The sequence below is a fragment of the Paenibacillus sp. BIHB 4019 genome, from assembly GCF_002741035.1.
Classification (GTDB): domain Bacteria; phylum Bacillota; class Bacilli; order Paenibacillales; family Paenibacillaceae; genus Pristimantibacillus.
Window position 1 is genome coordinate 7,112,833 of sequence record NZ_CP016808.1, and the last position, 16,790, is coordinate 7,129,622.

Annotated in this window: 18 protein-coding genes; 2 read left to right on the top strand and 16 right to left on the bottom strand. The window is 51.7% G+C overall.

All coding sequences use genetic code 11. The annotated features are described in order from the left end of the window. Nucleotides 1-76: 76 nt before the first annotated feature. Entirely contained in the window at nucleotides 77-316 is a 240-nt protein-coding gene (locus BBD42_RS30795; protein ID WP_099521265.1) for a post-transcriptional regulator, read from the bottom strand. Nucleotides 317-476: 160 nt separating this feature from the next. Here BBD42_RS30795 and spoVB point away from each other — a divergent pair, with 160 nt between their 5' ends. Further along, nucleotides 477-2,042, top strand: coding sequence for a stage V sporulation protein B (gene spoVB, locus BBD42_RS30800; RefSeq protein WP_099521266.1), 1,566 nt, complete (start codon nucleotides 477-479; stop codon nucleotides 2,040-2,042). Nucleotides 2,043-2,124: 82 nt separating this feature from the next. Here spoVB and BBD42_RS30805 read toward each other — a convergent pair whose 3' ends face one another. Beyond that, complete coding sequence (locus BBD42_RS30805) at nucleotides 2,125-2,889, bottom strand: DUF421 domain-containing protein (RefSeq protein WP_481855996.1); 765 nt, start codon at nucleotides 2,887-2,889, stop codon at nucleotides 2,125-2,127. A 197-nt stretch (nucleotides 2,890-3,086) separates the two neighbouring features. Then, nucleotides 3,087-4,424 carry an ArsB/NhaD family transporter gene (locus BBD42_RS30810; RefSeq protein WP_481855905.1) on the bottom strand — a complete coding sequence of 446 codons (1,338 nt, stop codon included), beginning with the start codon at nucleotides 4,422-4,424 and terminating at the stop codon, nucleotides 3,087-3,089. A 133-nt stretch (nucleotides 4,425-4,557) separates the two neighbouring features. Between BBD42_RS30810 and BBD42_RS30815 the strand changes: the two genes are divergently transcribed. Beyond that, entirely contained in the window at nucleotides 4,558-4,950 is a 393-nt protein-coding gene (locus BBD42_RS30815) for a TIGR04086 family membrane protein (protein ID WP_099521268.1), read from the top strand. A 154-nt stretch (nucleotides 4,951-5,104) separates the two neighbouring features. On the opposite strand, the gene yajC is transcribed toward BBD42_RS30815, so the two are convergent. The 13 genes from yajC to nikB all read right to left on the bottom strand — a co-directional run bounded on the left by yajC (nucleotide 5,105) and on the right by nikB (nucleotide 16,786). Further along, entirely contained in the window at nucleotides 5,105-5,425 is a 321-nt protein-coding gene (gene yajC, locus BBD42_RS30820; RefSeq protein WP_099521269.1) for a preprotein translocase subunit YajC, read from the bottom strand. Between the two features lie 15 nt (nucleotides 5,426-5,440). Next, entirely contained in the window at nucleotides 5,441-6,577 is a 1,137-nt protein-coding gene (tgt, locus tag BBD42_RS30825; protein WP_099521270.1) for a tRNA guanosine(34) transglycosylase Tgt, read from the bottom strand. 38 nt (nucleotides 6,578-6,615) lie between these two features. After that, complete coding sequence (queA, locus tag BBD42_RS30830) at nucleotides 6,616-7,662, bottom strand: tRNA preQ1(34) S-adenosylmethionine ribosyltransferase-isomerase QueA (RefSeq protein WP_099521271.1); 1,047 nt, start codon at nucleotides 7,660-7,662, stop codon at nucleotides 6,616-6,618. 10 nt (nucleotides 7,663-7,672) lie between these two features. Then, complete coding sequence (locus tag BBD42_RS30835) at nucleotides 7,673-9,769, bottom strand: SpoIID/LytB domain-containing protein (RefSeq protein ID WP_099521272.1); 2,097 nt, start codon at nucleotides 9,767-9,769, stop codon at nucleotides 7,673-7,675. 1 nt (nucleotide 9,770) lies between these two features. Beyond that, on the bottom strand, nucleotides 9,771-10,238 hold the full coding sequence (locus BBD42_RS30840) for a thiol-disulfide oxidoreductase DCC family protein (protein WP_099521273.1): 468 nt from the start codon (nucleotides 10,236-10,238) through the stop codon (nucleotides 9,771-9,773). A 1-nt stretch (nucleotide 10,239) separates the two neighbouring features. After that, complete coding sequence (ruvB, locus tag BBD42_RS30845; protein ID WP_099521274.1) at nucleotides 10,240-11,244, bottom strand: Holliday junction branch migration DNA helicase RuvB; 1,005 nt, start codon at nucleotides 11,242-11,244, stop codon at nucleotides 10,240-10,242. A 20-nt stretch (nucleotides 11,245-11,264) separates the two neighbouring features. After that, nucleotides 11,265-11,903 carry a Holliday junction branch migration protein RuvA gene (ruvA, locus tag BBD42_RS30850; protein ID WP_099521275.1) on the bottom strand — a complete coding sequence of 213 codons (639 nt, stop codon included), beginning with the start codon at nucleotides 11,901-11,903 and terminating at the stop codon, nucleotides 11,265-11,267. Further along, entirely contained in the window at nucleotides 11,900-12,403 is a 504-nt protein-coding gene (gene ruvC / locus BBD42_RS30855) for a crossover junction endodeoxyribonuclease RuvC (RefSeq protein ID WP_046229358.1), read from the bottom strand. The genes ruvA and ruvC overlap by 4 nt, the downstream gene beginning before the upstream one ends. 179 nt (nucleotides 12,404-12,582) lie before the next feature. Further along, nucleotides 12,583-13,299, bottom strand: coding sequence for a BofC C-terminal domain-containing protein (locus BBD42_RS30860; protein WP_099521276.1), 717 nt, complete (start codon nucleotides 13,297-13,299; stop codon nucleotides 12,583-12,585). An 85-nt stretch (nucleotides 13,300-13,384) separates the two neighbouring features. Beyond that, the gene (locus BBD42_RS30865) at nucleotides 13,385-14,239 is read right to left on the bottom strand and encodes an ABC transporter ATP-binding protein (RefSeq protein WP_099521277.1); all 855 of its coding nucleotides are present in this window, start codon (nucleotides 14,237-14,239) and stop codon (nucleotides 13,385-13,387) included. After that, on the bottom strand, nucleotides 14,236-15,012 hold the full coding sequence (locus tag BBD42_RS30870; protein ID WP_099521278.1) for an ATP-binding cassette domain-containing protein: 777 nt from the start codon (nucleotides 15,010-15,012) through the stop codon (nucleotides 14,236-14,238). The genes BBD42_RS30865 and BBD42_RS30870 overlap by 4 nt, the downstream gene beginning before the upstream one ends. 1 nt (nucleotide 15,013) lies before the next feature. Beyond that, entirely contained in the window at nucleotides 15,014-15,841 is an 828-nt protein-coding gene (nikC, locus tag BBD42_RS30875; RefSeq protein ID WP_099521279.1) for a nickel transporter permease, read from the bottom strand. Nucleotides 15,842-15,856: 15 nt separating this feature from the next. Further along, nucleotides 15,857-16,786, bottom strand: coding sequence for a nickel ABC transporter permease (gene nikB, locus BBD42_RS30880; protein ID WP_099521280.1), 930 nt, complete (start codon nucleotides 16,784-16,786; stop codon nucleotides 15,857-15,859). Nucleotides 16,787-16,790 lie beyond the last annotated feature (4 nt).

A 16,790-nucleotide genomic window follows, 5' to 3' on the forward strand; every position in this document is an offset into this window, starting at 1 on the left:
TAAGTCCCCCTTATGATCTCAATATTCCTATTATACTTGCGAGCAATTTTCGAGTCAAAAAAAAGAAACCATTCCCTTAGAAATGGGTTCCCCGGTAAGCGCTAATCGTCAAAAAGTTCATAAAGCTCGTCACCTTCAGCGATAAAATGTCGTTGACCAGCTTGTGCAGCTCCGGCTGCCCGCTCTTTTTATAACCCGCGCTTACGCATGCCCAAATGTCTTTGCCGCTTGCATGTTCATAGCCAATAAGCTGAAACTCCTCTGCCTTGCTGTTGCACAGCTGTTCAATTACCTGAGCCAGGTCCTGTTCTTCCATAGCCGCGCCTCCCGTGCTTTTTTGCCTTGATTGCTACTATTCGCTGCCCATTGCACATATTCCTGCACATAAAGCGATGTTCATTATCCAATCATGATTCGGACATGCCGTGCATAACTATGATACTGCAACAATACGGCTAATGGAATGAGGGGCGAGTATGACCAAGCAAACGTTTATAAAAGGGGCCATGATTTTACTTGCAGCAGGCGTCATCAATCGAATTCTCGGCTTCGTCCCGCGCATTGCGCTGCCGCGCATTATAGGCGCCGAAGGCGTGGGGCTGTATCAGCTGAGCTATCCATTTTTGGCCGTTATGCTGACAATAATTACCGGCGGCATTCCGCTCGCCGTTGCCAAGTGGATTGCCGAAGCCCAGTCAAACGGAGATGAGGCAAGGGTTCGCCATATTTTCCGCAGCGCTCTGCTGCTTACGATCTTTCTTGCCATTACGCTGACCAGCCTGCTGCTGCTGTTCTCGCCTTGGATTACTGCGCATTTGCTGCCGGACAAGCGTGTGCAGCGCACATTTCTGTTCATGACGCCGATGCTGCTGATCGTCGGCATCTCATCTGTATTTCGCGGCTACTTCCAGGGCAAGCAAAATATGATTCCTTCCGCCGCTTCCCAAATTGTGGAGACGGTGCTGCGAATTATTTTCTCGCTTGGCTTTGCGATGCTTCTCATGCCCAAAGGGCTGGAATGGGCAGCGGCTGGCGCCATGCTTGGCGTCGTGGTCGGAGAAATTGGCGGCCTAGCCGTCCTGCTGTGGAAATATGCGAGCGAAAAAAAGGCTCCCGCTCAATTGGCCGAGGCAAGCATGCCCTCAACAGCTGCTGATAAGGGACCCATTATGGGCAAGCTGCTTAGCCTGTCCATACCGGTTACAGCCAGCCGCCTTGTCGGCTCGCTCTCCTATTTGCTCGAATCCATTTTCACAGCTCGCAGTCTTGCTACGGCAGGCATTGCTACAGGCATTGCTACGGCGCAGTACGGAGCGCTGCAAGGAATGGTCATCCCGCTCATCCTGCTGCCAACCGCTTTGACCTATTCCCTCGCCTCCTCGCTAATTCCGTCGCTTTCTGAGGCTGCCTCACGCGGCGATATGGCTACGATTCATAAGCGCTTGCACCAATCGATGAGGCTGGCCCTAGTCGCCGGAGCGCCTTTCGTTGTCATTCTCGGCCTATTCGCCGAGCCGATCTGCCGGATGCTGTACAACCACAGCGAAATTGCTCCTATGCTGCAGCTGCTTGCCCCTGTCGGCCTTTTTATTTATTTGCAGGCTCCCCTGCAAGCGACACTTCAGGCGCTGGATAAACCGGGAAAGGCGCTTATGAACACGTTTATTGGAGCGGCTATTAAGCTGGTCTTAATTATTTATCTCGCCTCCAAGCCCGAATTCGGCATATACGGCGCTTTGATTGCGATTAATTTGAATATTGTGCTAGTCACTGCGCTGCATGGCATTAGCGTTCTCAAGCTAATCGGCTTCCGCATGAAGCTGCGCGATTTTATGAAGGTCATCTCTGCTATGGTAGTGATGGGCGCAGCCGCTCGCTTCGTCATGAACCGTGAGCCGCTCGCTGCGGAATGGGTGAATTTGCTCGTTGCCTGTGCATGCGGGGCTATTGTATATTTGGCGCTAATGGTGTGGACGAATATTATTGACCGGCATGACCTCACCCGCTTGCCTAAAATCGGCCATTGGTTTTCACGAACCTAGACCACAGCCTGCGATAATATCTTCATACATTCGTATCGTTAAAAAAAAGGCCGCGAGCGGTTTGGGAATCCTTGCTCCCAAACTACTTTCGCGGCTTTTTCGTTTTATCCAAAAACAGCTTGCCTTTATGGTCTATTGTACAAAGGAATACTTCCTTAAAGTCGGTTACCCCTTCATCCTGAAGGATATTTTTCAGCCAAAAACGGGTTTTCTCCAGCTTCTCCAAATTTTCATCCTGTACTTTGCCATCCATAATGAGCGGAATAGGCAAAATCTCAAAACGATATTTTGGCGGAATGACTTTAGCATTATGCTGCATAGACAGCTTGCCCGCCAATTCCGAATCAAGCTCAGCCCTACTGCCTTCTTCCGCCTGCTGCTGCTGCTCGTCTCCGCCCCTGCCCAGTTGTTCCTCCACATTCAAACGCTCTTCCGCTATCTCTTCCGGGGACCCTTCCGTACTTTTAGGAATGACCGACAGCTTGCCGCTCGTTTCCAAAATCGCAAATTCCACATCCGAGATTCTTGTAATTTGATTTTCTCTAAGCTGGAGCATAAAATCATCGAGATTATAGCGCTGCTTGCGCATGACATCGCGATTCAGCTTGCCCTTCGCCATAATAACGCTTGGCTTCCCGTCAAATAGCTGGCGCAGCTTGCGATTTTTCAGCGCCACAAAAGCCATTCCCACCTGCACCAGCATTAATATAACCATCGGCACAATGCCTTCCCACATCGTTCGATCCAAATCCTCTATAACGATCACAGCTATTTCGGCAATCATAACCGAGATAACGAGGTCAAAAACCGACAGCTTGCCGATTTCCCGTTTTCCCATAAACCGCATGATGAGAAATACGATGAAATAAATCAATACGGTACGCAGCACAAGGGTCAAAAATTCCAAGTGGTCCCGCCTCCTTCATCGCTCGCGCCTGCTGCTTTTTGGCCTGAGCGGTCTGTACACGTATTCTCACCTGCCGCCATCTCCCTCATACGAAACGGCCAGGCACGAATTTATGGTAAAGGCGGGAAAACATAAAATTACGGGATCAGAATAAAATACACATAAGCCGTAGAGACGAGCAGCGACATAAATGCAATTGGCGCACCTACTTTAAGAAAGGCTCTAAAATGAAAGCTTTTGCCTTCCCGCAAAGCAAGGCCTGCGGCAATTACGTTTGCGGAAGCGCCAATGAGCGTGCCGTTGCTGCCGAGATTTGCGCCAAGCGACAGCGACCACCACAGCGGCTCCATTTGAACCGCGCTTAGTCCCAGCTCGGCACCCATCGCTTGAATAACGGGAACCATTGCCGTTACAAATGGCACATTATCCATCGTGGCAGAGGCTACGCCGGAAATCCACAATAGCAGCAATGACGCTATATCAACATTACCGGAAGTCATTTGCAGCACAACCAAAGCGATTTGGTTTGTCCAATTCGTTGCCGAAAGTCCCGCTACCATAATAAATAAACCAATAAAAAATAATATCGTACCCCAATCCACCATGCGGAAGGCAATTTCTGCTTCCTTGCGCTTCAAACCTATGACCATGAGCAGGGCCGCACTGCCAAGCGCAATAGCCGCCGGCTCAATGCCTAATGCCGAATGGAGCGTAAAGGCAATAATGGTTAGCAAAAATACGACGACCGATTTGATCATCAGCGGGCGATTTTTAATATAGGAGCTGGCGGAAAGCTTCATCAGCTCGCTAGCTTCCTTGCTTTTATGCGTAGGCTTAAAATGCTTGCGGTACACGAACAAAAACAAACCTATCGTAACGATCAATATAAACAACGATACGGGTCCTAAATGGACGATAAAGGCATTAAACGTTAACTGCTTGTTCGCAGAGCCAATAATCATATTAACCGGATCACCGATTAAAGTAGCAGCACCACCGATGTTGGAAGCTGCAATTTCTGCAAAAACAAACGGGTAGGGATTCAGCTTCAGCAACTTTGTAATCGACATCGTTACCGGAATAACGAGCAGCATAATCGTTACATTGTCCAGAAATGCTGAGCTAATGCCAGTCAAGGCAATGAGCAGTATAAAGATTTTCCACGAGCTTCCTTTGACCCGCTGGGCCAGCTTGATCGCTATGTATGGGATGACCCCTGCCCGGTTTAAAATGCCGACAAGCAGCATCATGCCGATGAGCAGCATAATGACCCGCCAGCCGACCGCCTCCGTAAAGGCATAACGCAAATCCAATATGCCCAGCACCAATATGAGAAATGCGCCTGCAAGCGCCGCCACTGCCCGATTGATTTTATCCGTAATGACAAAGGCATAGGTTACCAAAAAAATAATTGCTACCGCGATAACCTGCCAAGCCGCCGGATTGTAAAGCATTCCTGCTGCCTTGGTTTCCATCTCGCTTCACCCTTTCTTATCCCTCACATTATACGTAATTGGATAGAATTTCGTCCACCCTTCCGCTTGCCTGTACTATTCCGCAGAGCCTGGCCATATGGTTTAAGTAAAAGGAATTTAAAGGAGGAAAACGATGAATCCCATCAAACATGTTCCGCGGCCTCCCCAGATCGCTTCTCCTATGCTGGCGGGTCTCCTGTATGCCATCATTTGGCTTGCTTTAGGCGCATTGCTGCTCTCGCTTTTGCTGCATTTTGGAAATATGAAGGAAAGCAGCCTGCCGACCTTCGCAGCATGTATTCATGGCGTATCCGCTTTTGCGGGCGGATTAACGTCCGGCAAGCGATCCGGCATGAAAGGCTGGTATCAGGGCGGTTTGCTTGGCTTGCTCTATGGTTTGACTATATTGCTGATTGGCTTTCTGGCTGCCGATGCCGGATTTTCTCTGCATACCGCCATTGTCCTTGGCATTACTTTGCTGCTTGGCGCTTTTGGGGGCGTTATTGGCGTCAATCTTAAAAAGTAATTCGGCAGCCGGCATCATTTTTAGACGGCATAGGAGCGCGAACGGGGAAAAATAGAAGCAGCTTAGCCTAAAGAAGGCTTCTACATACTCATATAAAAAAGCCTGCGCCTTGAAGGAGTAACCTTCAAGGCGCAGGCTTTTTGGAGCTATCCTACTAATCTTTCGAAAGCGTAGGCGCACTGCTAACGACCGAGCTAATTGCGCTGCGTTCAAACGTCAGCTTAACCGTATCATTGACGCGAAGTACGACTGTGTCATCCGTCAATTCCGTGATTGTACCATGCATACCGCCGATTGTTGAAATTTTATCGCCTTTTTTCAATTGCGACAACAGCGCTGTACGTTGCTTTTGTTTCTTCTGTTGCGGACGAATCAGCAAGAAATAGAACACGGCAAACATAAGCAGAATCGGCCATGCCATGCCCCAAATGCTATTTGCTGGTGCTCCAGCTGCATCTGCTAACCATAGTGACATTGAAATCCCCCCTTTCTAAAATCCCTTATCGTTATCCCGCAACCCATAGCTGTCAAAAAACTCATCGCGAAAATCAAGGAGCCGATCTTCGGTAATCGCCTGACGCACATCCCTCATGAGTTGAAGCAGGAAATGTAGATTATGATAAGTCGTCAATCTCATACCGAATGTTTCATCGGCCTTCATCAAGTGGCGAATATACGCGCGTGAATAATTCGTGCATGTGTAGCAAGAGCATTTCGGATCAAGTGGACCAAAATCCTCTGCATACTTGGCATTGCGAATAACGAGTCTTCCCTCGCTTGTCATCGTTGTTCCGTTGCGCGCAATTCTCGTAGGAAGCACACAGTCGAACATATCGATGCCGCGAATGGAGCCTTCCAGCAGCGCATCGGGCGAACCAACTCCCATTAAATACCTTGGCTTGCCGGTTGGAAGCAGCGGTACCGTATACTCAAGTGCTTGATACATCAAGTGTTTCGGCTCACCGACACTTAGTCCTCCAATAGCATACCCCGGGAAATCCATGGAAGTCAAATCTTTCGCGCTCTGGATGCGCAGGTCCTCGTACATGCCTCCTTGGACGATTGCAAACAGCCCTTGATCGTGTGGACGCGCATGGGATTCGAGGCAGCGCTCTGCCCAGCGTGTCGTGCGCTCAAGCGATTGTTTCACATAAGCATGCTCAGCTGGATATGGCGGGCATTCGTCAAATGCCATCATAATATCCGAGCCAAGCGCATTTTGAATTTCCATTGCCTTCTCCGGCGACAAAAACATCTTATCCCCATTCAGATGGGAGCGGAACTGGACGCCTTCTTCCGTAATTTTACGCATCTCGCTCAAGCTGAATACCTGAAAACCGCCGCTATCAGTCAAGATCGGACGGTCCCAGTTCATAAACTTATGCAATCCGCCTGCACGCTCAATCAAATCATGTCCGGGGCGCAAAAACAGATGGTACGTATTGCTCAAAATAATATGGGCATCCATCGTTTTCAGCTCTTCCGGGCTCATCGTCTTTACCGTCGCCTGGGTTCCCACCGGCATAAAAGCCGGCGTCTCAATAACGCCATGGGGCGTATGGACGCGGCCAAGCCGCGCTCCAGACTGCTTGCACACTTTTAACAATTCATAGGTTACAGCCACAATTCACGCTTCCTGTCTTCTTTAATTTTGTTGCTCCACTATTAATAAATAAACATCGCATCACCGAAGCTAAAAAAGCGGTATTCCTCACGAATCGCTTCTGCATAAGCGCCCATAACCGCATCGCGCCCAGCAAGCGCGCTGACGAGCATAACCAGCGTCGACTTGGGCAAATGGAAATTGGTTAGCAGCGCATTAACGAGCTTGAAGGAGTAGCCCGGAAAAATAAAAATATCAGTCCAGCCGCTGCATGCCTGAATAACTTCCTTCTCAAAGCGCGCCGCAACGGTTTCCAGCGTCCTTGCAGAGGTTGTCCCTACAGCAACGATGCGTGCGCCCTCAGCCTTCGCCTGATTCAGCAGCGCCGCGGTCTCCTCGCTAAGCTCATAATATTCCGAATGCATCACATGCTCTTCCACTACGTCCACCGACATCGGTCGAAACGTTCCAAGCCCTACATGCAGCGTCACATATGCAATGCGCACACCTTTATCCGCAAGCTGCTGCAAAAAGTCTGAGGTAAAATGCAGTCCAGCCGTCGGGGCTGCCGCCGAGCCATCATTCTTGGCATAAACGGTCTGATAGCGCTCACGCTCCTCCAGACGTTCCCGAATGTAAGGCGGAAGCGGCATTTCACCAAGCCGCTCCAGCAGCTCCTGAAAAATGCCCGTATAGGCAAACCGGATCGTACGGCCGCCCATATCGCCTTCTTCTTCAACAAAGGCACGAAGCAGCGGCTGGCCGCTGCCGTCGTCGCCAAACCATACCTCTGCGCCGATCTTCATGCGTTTGGCCGGCTTCGCGAGCGCCTCCCAGCGGTCACCTTCCAGCTGCTTGAGCAGCAGCAGCTCAATCTTCGCCCCTGTATCGGCCTTCGCGCCAATTAAACGAGCAGGCAGTACCCTGGTGTCATTAAGCACCAGCACATCGCCGGCATGCAAATGCTGCGCCAGATCGGTGAAGCTTTCATGGTTCACCGATCCATTGCTGCGGTCCAGCGTTAAAAGCCTCGATGAAGTGCGCTGCTGCAGCGGGGTCTGAGCAATTAAATGCTCCGGCAGTTCAAAATCAAACATTTCTACGTTCATCTGTCAGTCATCATTCCTTAGCGATAGTTACATCATTATAATAGTATTTCAGAATATAAGAGTAGTCATACCCTTGCTCGGCAAGGCCAAGCGCCCCATACTGGGACAAACCGATGCCATGGCCGAAGCCTGTACCGATGAAACGGAAGCTAGGCGTCTTCGTCGCTTCACGAACCTTGCCTTTGCTGCCCATAATATACAGCTTGGCATCCATTTGCTTCACTTCGCCGCCAGCCCCAATCGTATAAATCGCACCTGTACTCTCAGGCTTTGTTGCCGTTTTCTTATTCGCTCCAAGTACGTTCACGCGTGCTGTCTCGTCAATTTGGAACAAGGTGCTCGGCAGGCTACCAAGCGCTGTCCGCAGCATATCCGGATATTTGACCTCCAGCTTTTTGCCGTTCGCCAGCATTTCCGTAGCGCGGCCCGACTGTCCTGTCTTGCTCACTTGAAGCGAAGTAATGGGACCGGCTATCGTGGTGACGCTCTTGAGTGAAGCAACCAGCTCCTCTGAGCTGAAAGGGCCTCGGACCCAAGACATCGGACCCGATTGCACTGATTTTTCCAAGACGACTACCTTTGCACCCGCATTAACTTGGCCTACCAACGGCACATCATCTTGGATGAGCGGTATTTTCCGCACCTTTACGCCGTCCGTATTTACCTTCATCAGCTTAATTCCTGCGGGATTCGTTTCGCTCGTTGCCGTAAGCAAATCTTCGCGAATATAGCCGGTCAAGCCGCTTGGGAGCACGACGCGGTACCAGCTGTACAGCCCTTTTTCCGCCGAGCTGTCCGTCGGGCTTTTGACACTCGTCAAATAAGGAACGGCATTGCCCCATACTTCCTTGGCATCCGCTGTAGCCCCTCCGCCATTGGAGGAATAAAGCGCCTCAATCAGCTTGCCTTTATAAAGCACAACCTCGCCTTGCGTCGCGTCTACCGCTTGAATCGTGGATTGCTTCTCCGTGCTTGTTCCCGCATAGGCTTGGCTGCTCACACTATCGACCACATGGGCGATTTGAAAGCCCGTGCCTTGATAGAGCGCATACGTTCTTGCGGCTACCGCCTGAGCCTTCAAAGCCTCCTGCGGCCAAGTCGCAACCATTTCCGCACCTACAACGGAATACAAATACTGCTCAAACGGAAGTTCATTTACGACTGCAAGCTTCCCATTAAAATCGCTAAACTCAAAAGCACCGCGATACGTGCGGCTGTAACGCTCCGTCAGCTTGATCGTTTCTTTGCCTGCCGGCTCGACCCATACTTTGGCGCTTGTTACAGGGAACGTATACATCGCAAGTGAGCTCCCCGACTTGCCTGTCAGCGTATGGTCGTTCTTCAGCAGCAAATAAGGCGATTTGGCGTCAGCCTGCAGTAGGCTGACGCCAGATGCTCCAGACGCTACCTTGATGAGGTCTAGATCAGCACTGCTGGCAGCAGCACCTACCATTACCGAATAACGAAGTCCGCTTGCTGGCTTGCGCACAGCGATATACGTATCAATTCCAGCAGCCTCAAATGATGACGATGCCTTCACAGCTTCAGCTTTAGAAGCATAGCCTGTGCTTTCCAGATGAAGCGGCCCCTGCAGCTCCGGCTGGGAACCGCCGGACAGCTTCGTTAACTCGCTGTCTGACTTCCATTTGCTTAGCGCAGTTTTTGCTTCTTCAACGGTTTTGTAAGTCCCTTCTGTTACTTGATATACCGTCTTGCTTTTCTTCGTTAAGGAAGTAATAAAACCGCTGCCCTTCGCCGTCTGCACTCTTTTATAAGCGCTAAGCGCCGTCTCGAAGCTAGTCGTTTCCAGCACCTTGACCTTATAATCGTCCTTGGCAAAGCGGGCCTGTACATTGCCTGCCTCCCGCAGCCATTCCTCCGCGCCGGACGGCTGCTTCATGCCAATGGACAAGCCGCCTGCCGAGCTGAGTGTTGCTGCGGCCGTATTCACCGAATATTTCCCCGGAAATTGCAAAAATATAGCGACTCTTATCGAATCAAGCTGAGGTACGGCTCCTTGAGAAGGCTGTACATGCCACATCGAAATGAGCAATAGCCCAGCTAAAGTTAGAAGCGACAGCCGTCTGATCGAAAAGCGGGCGTTCATCTCACCTTCCCCCTTCTGGGTAATTATTGTTCTGTCTTGGCGGCTTCCATTCGCAGCCATCCACCGAGCAGCTTTGCTCTGTTCTGCCAAACCATTCGTAACGCCGGCCCGCAATGATGCGATAAATAGCATCTGCTATTCGCCGCATACCTGGCATCCGGTACAACAGGGCGAGCGCTCCCAGCCCCTTTACCGTGCGCAGCACGCGTATAACGCCGTCTGCTCCGGCATATAACATGCCATTGCTGTCCGCAACATGCATTTTCTCATAAAGCTGCTGCGTGCTTGCCTGCTGAATGCCGGGAACGCTCGCCGTTCCCGGCTGTTCCAATTGCTGAATTTGCACAAATTGCAAATGGGCCCGCGACGGAAGCTCTTTGAGCCTTGCAACTGTTGCAAGGCATAGATTGCACTGGCCATCATAGACGATAAACAGCTTTTCTGCTGAATGCTTCCCCGCGCCAGCCATTCTAATTTCTCTCCGGGTAAGGAATGCCTAAATGGCGATATGCCTGCTCGGTCGCCATACGTCCGCGCGGCGTACGCTGGAGAAAGCCGATCTGCATTAAATATGGCTCATACACATCTTCTATCGTCTGGCTTTCCTCGCCAATTGTAGCCGCGATTGTATCCAGGCCTACTGGACGCCCGGCAAATGTCGTCATCATTGCTTGCAGCATTTTATGGTCGATGCTGTCCAGTCCCATCGGATCAACCTGCAGCAGCTCCAGCGCAGAGCTTGCTATTTCGTCTGTTATAATGCCATCGCCGCGCACCTGGGCAAAATCCCTTACCCGCTTGAGCAGGCGGTTGGCAATCCGCGGTGTTCCACGGGAGCGCAGCGCAATTTCCTGAGATGCTTCGCCTACGATGGAAATATCGAAAATTTCCGCCGAGCGCGAAATAATATAAGCAAGCTCATCAACCGTATAAAACTCCAGCCGGCTGATGACGCCGAAGCGGTCCCGCAGCGGAGCTGAAAGCAGCCCTGCCCTAGTCGTCGCGCCAATTAATGTAAAGGGCGGCAAATCAAGCCGTACGGATCTTGCGCTTGGGCCTTTGCCGATCATAATGTCGAGCGCGTAATCCTCCATTGCCGGATAAAGCACTTCCTCTACTGTACGGTGCAGCCTATGGATTTCATCGATAAACAGCACGTCTCCCTCCTGCAAATTCGTCAGCAGGGCAGCAAGATCGCCTGGGCGCTCGATAGCTGGTCCCGATGTCGTACGCAGGTTTACGCCAAGCTCATTGGCGATAATGTTCGACAGCGTTGTTTTTCCAAGTCCGGGCGGCCCGTAAAGCAATACATGATCGAGCGCTTCCTTGCGAAGCTTTGCCGCGTCTATGTATACTTTTAAATTTTCCTTCGCCTTCGATTGACCGATATATTCAGCCAAATAACGAGGACGCAGACTTAGCTCCACCGCCTGATCATCCATCATAAGGTTGGCGGAAATAATTCTTTCGTCCATCCGTGCTCAGCTCCTTTTCGTCAACCTTTAAACAGCTGCTGCAAAGCGCGCTTCATGAGGGCATCAACCGTCTCCTCTGGAACTACCGTCTGCTGCAAGCCGTGCCATGCCCGGTCAAGCTCCGCAGCTGTATAACCAAGCGCTGCGAGCGCCTCGCGCGCTTCTTCCCAAGCGGTGCCTGCGCCTTGGCCGCTGCCGCTTTGGAATAAATCGGGCTCCAGGTAAGCGCCTGCCGCCGACAGCACTGCCGCATCGCTGGCGATGCCTGCAAGCTTGTCCTTCAAATCCAAAATCATCCGCTGCGCCGTCTTCTTGCCAATGCCCGGCAGCTTTGTAAGAAACGTAATGTTTTCCTGCTGAATGGCAGCAATAACGGTTTCCGGCTTGCCTCCTGCGAGTATGCCAAGCGCCACGCGCGGTCCAATGCCCGACACTTCCAGCAGCTTGCGGAACAGCGTCTGTTCCTCGCGCGTTGCAAACCCGTACAGCAAAATCGCATCCTCGCGGACGGAATGATGAATATATAGGGTTGCAGGCTCTTCCCTTTTCGCTAACGCATAGGGATTGGGCGTAAACACCCGGTAACCGACATCTCGTACATCCAGCACCACATACTCCAGCTCAACATGGGACACTATACCTCGTAAAAAATCAATCATGATCGTCCCGCCTCATTTATTTTTTGGACTAGAACTGCCGAATGGGCATGGCAAATGGCCACTGCCAGCGCATCCGCTACATCATCGGGCTTCGGAATCGCCGATAAATTCAGGAACATCTTGACCATCTCCTGCACTTGGCGCTTCTCCGCCTTGCCATAGCCTACAACAGCCTGCTTGACTTGCAGCGGCGTATATTCCGCAACCGGAAGCCCGCGCTGCGCCGCCGCCAAAATAATAACACCCCGCGCTTGACCTACCGCAAACGCCGTTGAAACGTTCCGGTTGAAGAACAGCTTCTCCACTGCAACCGAATCGGGCTTATACTTATCCATTAGGGCAACAGCCGAATCATAAATTTGAATGAGCCGCTCCTCGGGCGGCGTATGCGCCTCCGTCTGAATACAGCCATACTGAACAGGCTTGAGCTTATGACCCTGTTTATCAATGAAACCAAAGCCCGCTATCGCAATACCGGGATCTATGCCAAGAACGCGCAAACCGCCAACTCCTTATTTCTGCCGTTTATTTCTCCTATTATACCAAAAGACAGAAAGGATGAGAACATGCGTTTGAGGAAAGTGCGACAGGACCCTTCGCTTTTCTTTACACCATCATTCATTATACAACAAGAAGAGGACGTCCTCTATAAGAACGTCCTCGGGGCTGCTATTTTCATCTAATAAGCGGATCGTGCAGCCGGTTTGCCATGTCCCAGTTCATAGTCGCTAAAAGTAGACAGGACGCTGTTAAACTCTTCGATGTCATTAATTTTAATGCCGTGCGTCAGCTGCTCTACTTTGTCGCGGGGCAAGCTGCTTTCCAAATACCGAATATCCAGTTGAAAAAAAGTTCGCAGCACCTTCTCCTGCTGGGGAGCCCCCTCAAACAGCGATAAATTCCCCTGCCTGTCTACGCCCATATACGCTTCATTCTGGCAATGCTTCGAAAACTCATCCACCGTCTGCTCAACCAGCACCCGTCTCGTTTTTTTATCAAAGCTTGCATGCCATTCGCCATTCGCCTCGAGCAGCCGGATCAGCTGGAGAGAAGTCATGCGCCCAAGCGGCCTGCTCTCCTCGCCGCATAGATAATAGCGGCGCAGCATGACGCTGACTGGTTCCTGCTGCTCCCGCAGCTCGCGCAGCAGCTCAGCAGAAGGGCCGCTGGCGGCTCCTGCACCAGATGCTGCTCCTACGCCTGCGGGATTAGCGCCAGACGCTGAATCGGCAAAATTGGCGGCGGCGCTTGCCATGTTGACGGCCGCAGCCGCTTTCGCAGGATGCCAGACGGTAGCCGCTAGCGTGACGGCGAGCAAGGCGATACTGCCTAGCGTCCAAAGCGGACGGCGGCGAAGCTTTCTTTTTAGCTGCTTCCATAAGCTCATTAGCATCATGTTTGAACCCCTTTGTGCCTTTTTATTGCATAGGGTTCCACTGAGTTTCCAATATTATGCGCGTAAGAGAAACACCGAAGGAAGGCTAGCTTTTTACAAGCTCATAGGGCAGTTCCATCTCCGCGTTTTCAACAGAGCTTTCATCCATATGCTCCTCTAGCGTCGCAAATAAAGCACGGGTGTAAGGATGCTTAAGCTTGCCTTCCTCCCATTCGCTAAACGTTTCCACGATTTCGCCCTGATACATGACGGCGATCCGGTCGCACAGCTGTCTGGCAAGCGCCAAATCATGCGTAATGAACAAGTAGGACAGCTCTTGCTGCCGCTGAATTTGCTGAAGCATCGACACGATAGAACTTTGCGATAAAGGATCGAGACTGGCTAACGACTCGTCAAAAATAATCACTTCCGGGCGCACCGCCATCGCTCTCGCAATGCATACGCGCTGCTTCTGCCCGCCGCTAAGCTGATGAGGGAGCTTGTCCAGAAAGCTCTCGTCCAGGCCAACTGCGCGCATGAGCTGTACGCTTAAGGCTCGAATTTCCGGCGGACGCTTCGCTCCAAAATTGCGCATTGGCTCTGCCAGCACCTCCTTAACGAGCATCCGGGGATGCAAGGAGGATGCAGAATCCTGAAGGACAAGCTGCACGCTTTTGTATACCTGCAAATCCTTCATATGATGTCCATGAATAGACTGACCGCCGAGCAAAATTTGCCCGGAGCTTAGCGTTTCCAGTTTCATGATGAGCCTGGCTAAAGTGCTTTTCCCGCTGCCGCTTTCTCCAACAAGCCCTAGCGTTTCGCCGCGATGCAGCGCGAGATCAACCTGCTTCACAGCTTGAACGGACGTGCTACCATCCTTCGCCTTAAGCCCTCTGCGCTTTCTCAGCAGCCGCAGCGGAAACGCCTTGGTCACTTGACGCAACTCCAACACGGTCATAGGACGCTTCCTTTCGCTTGGACTGAAGCCATCCCGCCAGGCTGCATCGTGATGACACGATCCGCGAATTTGCGGACGCTTTGCTCGTCGTGCGAAATGAGCAGCACCGTCAGGCCGAAATCCGCCTGCAGCTGCTTCAGCAGCGCCAGCACCCGGTCGCGATTGAGTGCATCCAGCGCCGTCGTCGGCTCATCGGCAATAAACAATGTCGGCTCCGTGCTCAGCATCATTGCAAGCAGCACCCTTTGCCGCATGCCTCCGCTTAGCTCAAAAGGGTATGCGTCCAAAATCGCTGCCGGGTCCGCAAAGCCAATCCGTTCCAGCAACGTGCCCAAATACGCTTCCATTTCTTTGCGCGAATGCTTCGCTTGCCGCTTCAACGTCTCGACCATCTGCCTGCGCACCGTGCGGATCGGATCTAGTCCGCTCAGCGAATGCTGGATAAGAAGGGCGATTTCCTCGCGGCGAAGCTGCTGCAAGCGACGCTCATTATAACGGGAAATATCATTCCCCTTATAAAAAATATGCCCGCCTGTCAGGCGCAGCCCGGTTTCCAGCAGCCCGACAAGCGCATGGGCGGTCATGCTTTTGCCGCAGCCGCTCGGCCCTACAAGCGCAGCCATTTCACCGGCATGAAGCTCCAAGGATACATTTTGGATAATAGGCAGCCATTTTCCAGCTTCCTGCCGGGAAATTTCTATATTTTGAACGCAGAGCAGCGGGGTATCGTGAAGGTTGGCGCTGTTGTTAATATTGGTTCTGTTCGCTGCCATCTTACACCTCTTTCGGAACGTCAGCGTTCTGCTCTTTGAACCGGTCGCCAATTAATTGGCACGATAATACGAAGCTTACGATGGCAAGCCCCGGAAAAATCATAACATGCGGCGCCAGCTGAAAATAACGTGTAGCATCATGCAGCATGACGCCCCATTCAGGAGTCGGCGGCTGCACGCCTAGCCCGAGGAAGGATAGCCCGGCGATGAGCAGCACGATTTTTCCAATGTCAAGCGTACTGAACACAGCGATCGGAGCAGCAATTTGCGGCAAAATATAACGTCGCATTATCCGCAGATGCGTATTGCCGGACATGCGGGCTGTAATTAAATAATCCTCCTTGCTCACCTTAAGCACAAGTCCGCGAATGAGCCGGACATAATTGGCCCACCTCACGATAACAATCGCAATGATCATATTCGTAAAGCCGGGTCCGAGAATGCCCACAATGGCAATCGTCAGCACAAAATCAGGAAAAGCGAGCGTGCCATCCATCAGCCGCATAAAAAAATGATCGGTACGCCCGCCAAAATAGCCTGTTAACAGCCCGATCGGCAAGCTAATGCATAAGCTCAATCCCAAAATGACAAAAGCAATCGTAACCGTCGTCCGAATCCCATATAAAATGCGCGATAAAATGCAGCGCCCCAAATGATCGGTGCCAAAAGGATATTCGCCGCTCGGCGACAGAAGCCGATTCGGCAGATTCACCTGAAGCGGATTATGAGGCGCGAGCCACGGGGCAAGCAAGCCCAGCAGCACAATGATGGCAAACAGGCCGATGCCAAGCAGCAAGCTTGTATTCTTTTTTTGAAAAAGGGTCCGCATAAAAAAGGGTTCCTCCTAGCTTGCCCGCAGCCGCGGGTCCAAGCGTACATAAAAAACTTCCACCGCCAAATGGATTGCGACAAACAAGAAGGACGTGAATACGACATAACCTTGAATGACCGGATAATCCCGCGCCGTTATTGCTTCTATAATATATTTGCCAACGCCGGGCCAGGAAAAGATCGTCTCAACGATCACATTGCCTCCCAGCATAAAAGCAAAGCTTGTCCCCAGCATCGATAAGATCGGCAAAAAGGCATGCTTGAACACTTGAAAAATGAAAATCCGTCCTTTGGACAAGCCTCTCGCACGCGATGCTTTGACGAAGTTCTGGTTGTTCATCTCCAGCATATTCGTCCGCAAAACCCGGGCATAGACCGCTCCAAGCCCTAGGCCAAGAGTAACCGCCGGCATGAGGAGATGAGCAAAGCCCCCGCGTCCCATGGAAGGCAGCCAGCCAAGCCGGACCGAGAAGAAATAAATCAATAAAAAACCGAGCCAAAAGGAGGGGATCGAGGCGCCAAGCAGCGCAAGGATTCGGCCCATCCGGTCCAGCAGCCCTTTTGAAAAAATTGCGGTCACCATGCCTATGAGGCACGTTGCCAGCAGCATGACCAATGCGCCAGCAGTAGCAAGCTCCAGTGTGGCGGGCAGCCTTTTGAGCAGTTCCCCGGCAACCGGCTCCTTGGACATATAAGATGTCCCCCACTGCCATGTAAATACATCGCCTAGCCAGCCTATATATTGACTCCACAAGGAATCCGTCAGTCCCATTTCCTCCCGGAGCGCGTCAATCGCCTCCTGCGAAGCCGGGATATTATGCGTGGTCAGCAAAATTCTCGCCGGATCGCCTGGAGACACCCTCATTAATATAAAGGTCAGCGTCGCTACGCAAAAAATGACGAGCAGCATTTGCGCGACGCGTTCGAGCCAAAAACGAAGCATACTT